The organism is Mycobacterium sp. (genome assembly GCF_051006775.1).
GTDB lineage: Bacteria > Actinomycetota > Actinomycetes > Mycobacteriales > Mycobacteriaceae > Mycobacterium.
Map to the genome: position 1 here is coordinate 1 of NZ_JBPCSX010000061.1, position 5,893 is coordinate 5,893.

11 protein-coding genes are annotated in these 5,893 nt (G+C 64.9%); 10 read left to right on the top strand and 1 reads right to left on the bottom strand.

The window, feature by feature from the left end; genetic code table 11:
* The first annotated feature begins 171 nt into the window (after positions 1-171).
* Positions 172-486 carry a hypothetical protein gene (locus tag ACR2JI_RS04875; protein WP_526388603.1) on the top strand — a complete coding sequence of 105 codons (315 nt, stop codon included), beginning with the start codon at positions 172-174 and terminating at the stop codon, positions 484-486.
* A 208-nt stretch (positions 487-694) separates the two neighbouring features.
* Here ACR2JI_RS04875 and ACR2JI_RS04880 read toward each other — a convergent pair whose 3' ends face one another.
* On the bottom strand, positions 695-970 hold the full coding sequence (locus tag ACR2JI_RS04880) for a hypothetical protein (RefSeq protein ID WP_526388605.1): 276 nt from the start codon (positions 968-970) through the stop codon (positions 695-697).
* An 80-nt stretch (positions 971-1,050) separates the two neighbouring features.
* Between ACR2JI_RS04880 and ACR2JI_RS04885 the strand changes: the two genes are divergently transcribed.
* The 9 genes from ACR2JI_RS04885 to ACR2JI_RS04925 form a co-directional block, all read left to right on the top strand.
* Positions 1,051-1,248: a hypothetical protein gene (locus tag ACR2JI_RS04885; protein ID WP_526388607.1), complete on the top strand. Its 198-nt coding sequence runs from the start codon at positions 1,051-1,053 to the stop codon at positions 1,246-1,248.
* 286 nt (positions 1,249-1,534) lie between these two features.
* On the top strand, positions 1,535-1,834 hold the full coding sequence (locus ACR2JI_RS04890; RefSeq protein ID WP_526388609.1) for a hypothetical protein: 300 nt from the start codon (positions 1,535-1,537) through the stop codon (positions 1,832-1,834).
* A 340-nt stretch (positions 1,835-2,174) separates the two neighbouring features.
* Positions 2,175-2,351: a hypothetical protein gene (locus tag ACR2JI_RS04895; RefSeq protein ID WP_526388611.1), complete on the top strand. Its 177-nt coding sequence runs from the start codon at positions 2,175-2,177 to the stop codon at positions 2,349-2,351.
* Positions 2,348-3,037 (top strand): hypothetical protein, encoded by a 690-nt coding sequence (locus tag ACR2JI_RS04900; protein WP_526388613.1) that lies wholly within the window; start codon positions 2,348-2,350, stop codon positions 3,035-3,037. Before ACR2JI_RS04895 ends, ACR2JI_RS04900 begins: the two co-directional genes overlap by 4 nt.
* Positions 3,038-3,226: 189 nt before the next feature.
* Positions 3,227-3,619 (top strand): hypothetical protein, encoded by a 393-nt coding sequence (locus ACR2JI_RS04905; RefSeq protein ID WP_526388615.1) that lies wholly within the window; start codon positions 3,227-3,229, stop codon positions 3,617-3,619.
* Positions 3,616-4,218: a 3'-5' exonuclease gene (locus ACR2JI_RS04910; protein ID WP_526388617.1), complete on the top strand. Its 603-nt coding sequence runs from the start codon at positions 3,616-3,618 to the stop codon at positions 4,216-4,218. Before ACR2JI_RS04905 ends, ACR2JI_RS04910 begins: the two co-directional genes overlap by 4 nt.
* 53 nt (positions 4,219-4,271) lie before the next feature.
* The gene (locus tag ACR2JI_RS04915; protein WP_526388623.1) at positions 4,272-5,213 is read left to right on the top strand and encodes a helix-turn-helix domain-containing protein; all 942 of its coding nucleotides are present in this window, start codon (positions 4,272-4,274) and stop codon (positions 5,211-5,213) included.
* On the top strand, positions 5,210-5,419 hold the full coding sequence (locus ACR2JI_RS04920; protein WP_526388619.1) for a hypothetical protein: 210 nt from the start codon (positions 5,210-5,212) through the stop codon (positions 5,417-5,419). The genes ACR2JI_RS04915 and ACR2JI_RS04920 overlap by 4 nt, the downstream gene beginning before the upstream one ends.
* Positions 5,416-5,893, top strand: a 478-nt coding sequence (locus ACR2JI_RS04925; protein WP_526388621.1) for a DnaB-like helicase N-terminal domain-containing protein, incomplete at its 3' end; no start/stop codon positions are given. The genes ACR2JI_RS04920 and ACR2JI_RS04925, both read left to right, overlap by 4 nt.

Sequence of the window (5,893 nt, forward strand, 5' to 3'; positions counted from 1 at the left end):
GGGAGAACACGCGGTATTCATAGAGCGGCATTTGGGCGAATCCAACTGACGGAGCTGGAGCGGCCCCGAACTGCGCGGGAAGTGAGGGTTTGTTGGATTGCGGATTCATGAATTTCGGTGTGCCCGTCGGTTATTGACGGTCAGGCGTTTTCGTTGCAGGATCGGGGTGCCATGAAAATCCTCCTCTGTCTCCTCGCCGTCGCCCTCGCCGCCTCCGCCATGACAACCCCGCCCCGCGGCGAAGCAGACGCTGTCCCGCTGGATGCCAGCCAATCGCCCCGTTACCATCTGGAAGTCTCCGGCTCCAAGGTGTTCCGGATCGATAGCTTTACCGGCCGCATGTGGGAGATGCGTGAAATGCAAACCGACAGAATGCGATTCCAAGTCATGCTGCCGGTCGACGAAGAAGGCGGCGCGGCACACAACACTTGGCATGCGTGGGCTCGGGAGAACGCCGTGCCGGCGCAGCCTGCCAAGGCCAAATAATACGGCACCTCCCGGCCGCAAACGTTCCACGACCGCGGCCGGTCTGAATGTGGGCGAGGAGGTGCGACAAGTCGCACCCCGCGAATGTTCACCCGAACGTCCTCCCGACGTCAGGAACACGATCAGACCATTTTGCTGACGCCAGCAATATGGTGCGGACCCGCTTAGCCCTGGCTCCCTGGCCACGGGCCGCGAATCACTGCGCCTCTCAGGCTTCCTTCCGTTTGGCTGCCGGGGTTGACGCGGGCTGGTCAGCTGTCGGCGCGACTGGCTGCGCAAGTGTCCACAATTCCCGAATGTTGATGGGCAGGTGCAGCCTCCCGCCGTGCTGATCGACGTACTGGCGCAACGCTTCCAGCGCCCAACGAATGATCTGAGCTTCCTCGACGCCGTTGGCGCGTGCCGTGTCGGATAACCATTGCCGATCGGCAACGGGCAGCCGGAACGACATGGTCGTTGATGTGGTTGGGGATTTCTTAGGCACGCGCTCATTTATGATGTGTGCAAAATAATGCAAGAGGCGCTTGACGGGTCAAGTGTATTTTGTATTATTTTGCACACACCATGAAACGCAACCGACCCAAAGGCGAATCCATCACGGTCCGACTCCCGAAGGATCTGGCGACGTGGGTGCGCTCCACAGCTGACGCCCACTACAACGACCCATCTGGCATCGTTCGGATGGCGATTGCCAAACTTCGTGAGGGCATGACCGCGTCCAGCGCCGCCCCTGCCGAACCCCAACAGAAGGATGCCGCATGAACCCCGTCGGCACCCTCCTCGGCGCCTCGCTGCTCTCTGTCGGTGCCATCGCCGCGCACCGCGCCGCCTTCCGCCGTTCCCGGCCATCGCCAGCGCCTTGTGACACGCTGGCTCCCTGTGATGGCGCTTGCGGCGTGGTGGCCGCCAACAAGGCCCCGCAGCTGCTGACCCACCACCAGACCGCCGAGAGCCGCCGCTGGCATCTGGAACGCGCTGAGGGCCGCCGCATTCGCAGGGCATACCGCCGGATGCGCCTCGATATCGACAGCCGCCTCAACAACCCAGCGTGGCCACATCCTTCGACAGGGAGGTCCGCATGATCCGCTGGCCTCTCGGAGCATCGAGCGTCGTTGATAGCGAGCCGCTGGCCCGCCGTCGCGATTGGGGCCTGACCGCTCCTTTCTCGATCCGCCACCATTGGTTCCCTCGTCGGCGAGACCTGATTGTGCGCCGGCTGCTGCGCGAGGACCTCCTCGCCATCCGCTGCCTGCACAGCATGTCATGGCACCGGCCCTGCCAGATGCTCCTCGTGGAGCTGCTGGAGCTGGTCAGCACACGCCGCATTCTCGCAGGAGGTGCGGCATGAAGGACCTCTGGGTCATCACCCCGCGCGGCAGACTGACGTCCCTTCCATGGGCCTTGGCTGTCGAGCTGGACCTCATCGGATTGCAGCGATTGACGAGCGCCCAATGGGACGACGCCCTCGCTCTGCTGCCTGTTTACGCTGACTGCTAATGCCCGCCCGCCGCAGCATAGGACGACCGGCCAAACCGGTTTTCAGCCCAGAGGAAGTCGCCGACCTCTGCGAGCTGCCTGTCGCCATCGTGCTGCGCCATCTGCGCGCCCCGGGCCGCTCCTTTTTTCCTGGTGCATGGGAAGAGCCAGACGGTCGCTGGCGCGTCCCTGAGGACGGTGTCAGGGCCTTCATGGGCAGGCGCATCGAACGCCACTACAGTCTCCAGAGCGTCGCAGAGCTGCTGGAGCTCTCCTACGACCACGTCTGGCGCACTGCCAAGGCCCAGCGCCTCGCCGTCGACGTGGCCGGCACTCAGCGCATCCCTGAGTCCGCCGTCCTCAAACTCATCTCCCGCAAGTTCGCATGAGCCAACGACGCCGCGCCGATTCCCCGCCCCCTCTTTTTTTGCCTAGTCGAATCGAAGAGGAGAGAAGTGAACGAAGTGGTGAGCTGGACCTTGGCCTGCCTGACATCGCTGAGGCCGAGCATGCCGCCCACAAGCGCGGCCAGTTCACCGGCGAACATCTCTGGACTCACGACCGCCCCCGCTACGACGCCATCGTGCAGAGCCTTGCAGACCGTAAGCCCATCCGCTGGATCTGCACCACCTATCGGGTCAGCGCCCACACCGTCTTCGCGATCCGGGATCGTGAGGGTTCGGAGATAGCAACACGTAAGGCCACTCTCGCCAGCCGGATGCTCGACGCCGCGGAACTCGCCGTCGAACGGGCCATCGACAAGATCGACGACCTCCCCGCCGACAAGGCCGCCATCACCGCCAGCGTCCTCACTGAGAGGGCACGGGAACTCCTCGGAGAAGCCGACAGCATGCGGCACACCCACGTCCACGTCGGCATGACCATGGACGAGTTCGCAGCCGCCCTCAGAACCGGTTCCGGCGCGGAGGAAATCCCGGCCATGCGGCCCGCCCGCGCCGCCGTCGTCGACCTCGATGCCACCCCGTTACAACCCGGGCTGAACGGTGGCACGGTTGATATGGAATCAACGGTGGAAGAACTGCAACCCGTTAAAAATCAGCCCGTTAAATTATGACCTCGCCCGCTTCATACCCGCACGCCGCACCCAGCAGGGTCGGCCCAGTAAAAACCCGACCCGCCGCGCGCGCCTGCCCGCGGACACTAGCCGAGCGTGCAGGCGTGCCCGCGCGCACGGGGGGAGGGGGTCGGCCGGCCGACCGATCGAGTTTCTAATGTCCGGTCACCTCACGAGAAATTTTTTGCCATGACTGAACTCGAAATCTCCATCGTTACCGGTACCAGCCGGACGGATCTCGCCCGGTTCCGCCGGGAGCGGCTGGCGCCGGGCCAGTACACGAAGGCCAAGGAAGGCATCGTCTACAAGCCCGACGCCCTCGTCCTTCTGGCCGAACATCTGGGCCTGAAAAAAATAGAGGCCCCCCCGGCGGCGGGCAGCGCCGTCACCCTCACTGTCCGCAGGGCCTGTCTGAACCCTCGCATCGTCGAGTGCTCCGACGGGCAGCGCCACGACCTGCGCCTTCAGGTCCGCGACAGCAGCGCCTTCCGCCCCGGCCAGCTGGTCGACGCCATCGCCGTCGACGCCCTCCACGGTCTCTACGCCCTCACCGGCCCTCAACCTCGTCCTCGTCACGCATGAAGCCACACCCCCTGACATCATCTCTCCTCGCCATCGACGTCGAAACCGGCGGTCTCGACCCCTCGCGGCACCCCATCCTATCCTTTGCAGCATGGCCGAACTGGAAGCAGCAGCCGTTTTATCGGCTCGTCCTGCCGCCCATCGACGCACCCATCGACGCCGAGGCTGCTGAGGTGAACGGCTATGAACGCGAGCTTTGGGAAAATAGTGGGGCGGCCCCCATCGGTCAGGTGCTGGCCGACTTCCGTCTCTGGCTCCTCGCTCGGCCATCGGAGGTCGGTTCCATCACCCCTCTCGCTCACAATAGCGGGTTTGACCGGGGGTTCCTGTCGGCGGCATGCCGCGGCCTCCAGATCCCTGAGCCCTTCCCTCACCGTTGGGAATGCTCCCAAGCCACGCTCCTCGCCGCCCGTCGGGCCGGGATCGTCGGGCCGGGCAGCTCATCCCTCGACGCCCTAGCGGACCTGACCGGGCAGCAACGGCCCGGCGGTCACTCCGCCGACGTCGACGCCCGTGTGTGCCTGCGGGGCTACCTCTGGATCCTCCGTCGCATGCAACCCGGGATCGTCCGCCGCCTCCTCAACCGCCTGCCAGTATGAGTAACGCTATCCTCACCAAGGCTTACCAGAGCACCGTGACCAGCCCGACCGACATGTCGGTGCTGGCGTCCCTCGCGGATCAGGCCAACGACGACGGCATCTGCTGGCCGTCCGTGGGCAGCCTCAGCCGTCGCACCCGACTTGGAGAGCGGACCGTGCAGGTATCTCTCCGCCGCCTCACCGCAGACCGACACATCAGCACCACAGGCAACGTGTCTGGCGGCGCGCCGCGGCAGACTCCGACCTACGTGGTGCACCCTGTCCTGCCCGATGGTTTGACGGGTGCAGGAGCTGCACCCGTGCAGCACGTGCACCCATTGACGGGTGCAGGAAATGCACCGGTGCAGGAGCTGCGCCCCCAGACGGGTGCAGGAGCTGCACCCAACGGGTGCACCAGCTGCACCCCACGGGTGCAGGAGCTGCACCCAACGGGTGCAGGAGCTGCACCCGAACCATCATTGAACCATAAGGAACCCTCAGAGAACCCTCATGCAGGTGCGTGCACGGACGCGAGCGCCCGCACACGCACACGCGAGGGAACTCCCGTTCTTCTTGAAACTGATCCGCAGCCAAAAAAAGGAAAGGGGGGGGCGGCGGTGCCGATAGTCGAGTGGGACGGCGCGGCCTTCCGGGTGCCGGGGCCGGTGCTGGCGGAGTGGCGGGCATCGTTCCCGGGCCTCGACGTGCCAGCCACGATCCGACTGGCCGCGGCATGGGTGACCGACAACCCCAGCCGCGCTGGCAAGAAGCAGTGGGCGCGCTTCCTCCTGAACTGGCTGCGCCGCACCCGGCCCGGCGAGTCACCGCCACCGTCCGACGACGCGGATCCGCTGCCACCGGTGGTGACGGGACCTGACAACGGGCCGCAGGGATGGCAGGCCGCGTACGAGGCGATGTACGACCACGCCCCGACAGCGCCCTGGGCGCGGCAGATTGCAGACGTCCAGCTCGAATGCCGTCAGTGGCTCAAAAAAAGCGAGAGGGGGGCGGCATGAGCCTAGATGCAATTCAATCCGCTATAGAGTTACAGCTTGAAAAGATCGAAAAGATCCTCGGCCCGAATTACACGCTGACCCTGATCGCGAATCATAACGGATCAGGCGGACTAACGGATGCTGATTTAATGCTGACTATGTCTGACAGGCAATCAATCCTGCGGGCCGTGGATCGGTTCCTTCCGAACGGAGAGGAGGGCGCATGAGCAGCATCAGTGATGCCATGCAGGCGGAGCGGGCGGTGCTGGGGGCGATGCTGCACGCCCCGGACTTCGCATTGCCGGCGGCGATTGACATGCTGACGGCGACGGACTTCGGGTTCCGGCTGCATCAGCAGGCGTTCGACCTGATGCGGACCATGGCCAACGCCGGTCAGCCCGTCGACCTGACCACGGTGGCGATCCGTCTGGTAGATGCGAAGCTGCTGGAAAGCCGTGAGGTGTTGGTGGCTTCGGAGTGGATGACGGCTTGTCCGAATCCGGGGAGTGTCAGGGAATACGCCCGCATCGTCCGCGCCAAGGCGAGGCGACGGGAGTTCCTCGGCATCCTCGATGACGCCATGAAGAAGGTCACCGAGGGAGCCGAGACAGAGGAGGAGTTCCGGGCCGTCATGGAGGGCGTGATGGCAGGGTCGGAGCGGCTTCAGGTGGCTGCGATGACCACGCACCGCGGGATGAGGG

Bases quoted from the DNA above. Each gene is read 5' to 3' on its own strand.
- ACR2JI_RS04875 (WP_526388603.1), top strand. From the start codon at position 172: ATGAAAATCCTCCTCTGTCTCCTCGCCGTCGCCCTCGCCGCCTCCGCC.
- ACR2JI_RS04885 (WP_526388607.1), top strand. From the start codon at position 1,051: ATGAAACGCAACCGACCCAAAGGCGAATCCATCACGGTCCGACTCCCG.
- ACR2JI_RS04895 (WP_526388611.1), top strand. From the start codon at position 2,175: ATGGGCAGGCGCATCGAACGCCACTACAGTCTCCAGAGCGTCGCAGAG.
- ACR2JI_RS04900 (WP_526388613.1), top strand. From the start codon at position 2,348: ATGAGCCAACGACGCCGCGCCGATTCCCCGCCCCCTCTTTTTTTGCCT.
- ACR2JI_RS04905 (WP_526388615.1), top strand. From the start codon at position 3,227: ATGACTGAACTCGAAATCTCCATCGTTACCGGTACCAGCCGGACGGAT.
- ACR2JI_RS04910 (WP_526388617.1), top strand. From the start codon at position 3,616: ATGAAGCCACACCCCCTGACATCATCTCTCCTCGCCATCGACGTCGAA.
- ACR2JI_RS04915 (WP_526388623.1), top strand. From the start codon at position 4,272: ATGTCGGTGCTGGCGTCCCTCGCGGATCAGGCCAACGACGACGGCATC.
- ACR2JI_RS04920 (WP_526388619.1), top strand. From the start codon at position 5,210: ATGAGCCTAGATGCAATTCAATCCGCTATAGAGTTACAGCTTGAAAAG.